This is a genomic window from Alkalihalobacillus sp. NPDC127517, from assembly GCF_050276055.1.
Lineage (GTDB): Bacteria > Bacillota > Bacilli > Bacillales > Bacillaceae_D > Alkalicoccobacillus.
The window spans coordinates 1-1,790 of the sequence record NZ_JBNNQX010000035.1 but is presented as its reverse complement, the minus strand read 5'-3'; the positions used below and the strand labels follow the sequence as shown (position 1 = coordinate 1,790).

The following is a 1,790-nucleotide window of genomic DNA, read 5'->3' as shown; positions in this document are numbered from 1 at the left end:
ATCGAGTAGGAGGATAATCATTAATTGATTATCCGACCTCTCACACCACCGTACGTACGGTTCCGTATACGGCGGTTCAATATCTTGCGTACGCAGACTCCACCAAATGGCTTAGTGAAACTAAGCCCCATTGGTGGAGTCTTTCGTTTGTAAGCCCCAGATGAACTTCTGGGGATTTAGAGACTCTCCAGTATTTCTTCCTTGAGTAGCCAATTCGTTTGGCACTACCTTCATCTAGTCCATAACCCATTAACTTCGTTACTTTGGTTTGTGGTTTTTTCCATCTTTTTAAGATAAGCTGTCTAATGCGGTGGTGTAACCATGGTTCAATCTCTTTTTGAATGAAGCCTTTGATGAAGCCAAGTCCAAAGTAAGCGATCCAACCACGTGTGACTTGATTGATTTCGGTAAGGATTGTCTTAAAGTCCCCAGGACGTTTGCGACTCGTTCGTCGTCTCAGTTCTGCTTTAAGTCTTCGTTTGGCTTCTTTGGTAGGGATAAAACGATAGGTTCCATTCACTTTCCTGACTAGACAGCTCAAGAACTTTAAACGCGTGGGCGACCCCACTTTGCTTTTGTCTGTATTGACAATGAGTTTGAGTTCTTTCTCAATGAAACGAGTCACACTTGTTATGACTCGTTCGCCTGAACGTCTGCTTTTCACGTAGATGACAAAGTCATCTGCATACCGCACGAATCGATGGCCTCTTTTCTCAAGTTCTTTATCCAGTTCATGTAAGTAAACATTGCTGAGAAGGGGCGATAACACGCCACCTTGCGGTGCACCTGTTTTACTTTCTACGTATTCGCCAGACAGGTTGATGACACCACTCATCAAGAACTTACGAATAACCTTGAGAATGGATTTATCCTGGATGAATTGTTCAAGATAGTACATCAGTTTATCGTGGTTGAGGGTATCAAAACATTGCTTTAAATCACAGTCGACTACTACTTTGTAACCTTCTTCATAGTGCATCACGCACTGTCTTAAAGCGGTATGTGTTCCTTTGCCAGGACGAAAACCATGGCTTTGATCAAGGAAGTGTTTATCAATCAAAGGCTCAATCACTTGTCTGATTGCTTGTTGGACAACTCGATCCCGTACGCAAGGAATTCCCAACTGACGTTTGTCACCATTCGCTTTGGGAATTTCCACACGTTTTACTGGACTAGGTTTGTAGGTTCCCTCAAGAAGTTTCTGTTTTAGGGGTAAATAGTAGTCTTTAATATGGTTTTCTACTTCCCAAACGGTCATGCCATCTACTCCAGCTGCACCTTTATTTCGCCGAATGGCTTCGGCAGCTGTGAGTAGATTTTCTTTACTTACAACGAGCTCCATAAGAGACGTACGATACATTTCTGTCATTTTACCTAGAGGTACACTCTACACATCTACATACTCTTTCGGTTCCACCTTATCCCTCTGTAGACTGCCGACCCTAAGGTCGTTTTCTGTAGTCAACGTGTCCTCTAACCTCCAATCTATACTATGTATGAATATTGTTCGGTCCTTCAGTACATTTTCCCTACTATGACCTCGGCTGACTTCTGCCTATTCGTTGTTACTACGACACGGGTACGTGTCGCTAGACAGACCTCCCCAGGTAAGGTGTGATAACCTTCCACTCATGTCACTGCCTCATTTACTGTGTAGGATTCGAGCAGTATTGGACTTCGCTTTGGTGTGCAAGCTCATCCGCCCTACTTCAGCCTTCATATGAGATTTCTGTCCGTCAGTGCGAGTGTTTGCCTCGGGCTTCCTTCAGATTCCACCTCGCGATGGACAC

At 44.1% G+C, this 1,790-nt stretch carries 1 protein-coding gene; it reads right to left on the bottom strand.

The genetic code is table 11. The features are described from left to right. Nucleotides 1-76: 76 nt before the first annotated feature. Entirely contained in the window at nt 77-1,360 is a 1,284-nt protein-coding gene (ltrA, locus tag ACQKKO_RS21410; protein WP_498650732.1) for a group II intron reverse transcriptase/maturase, read from the bottom strand. Between the last annotated feature and the right edge of the window lie 430 nt (nt 1,361-1,790).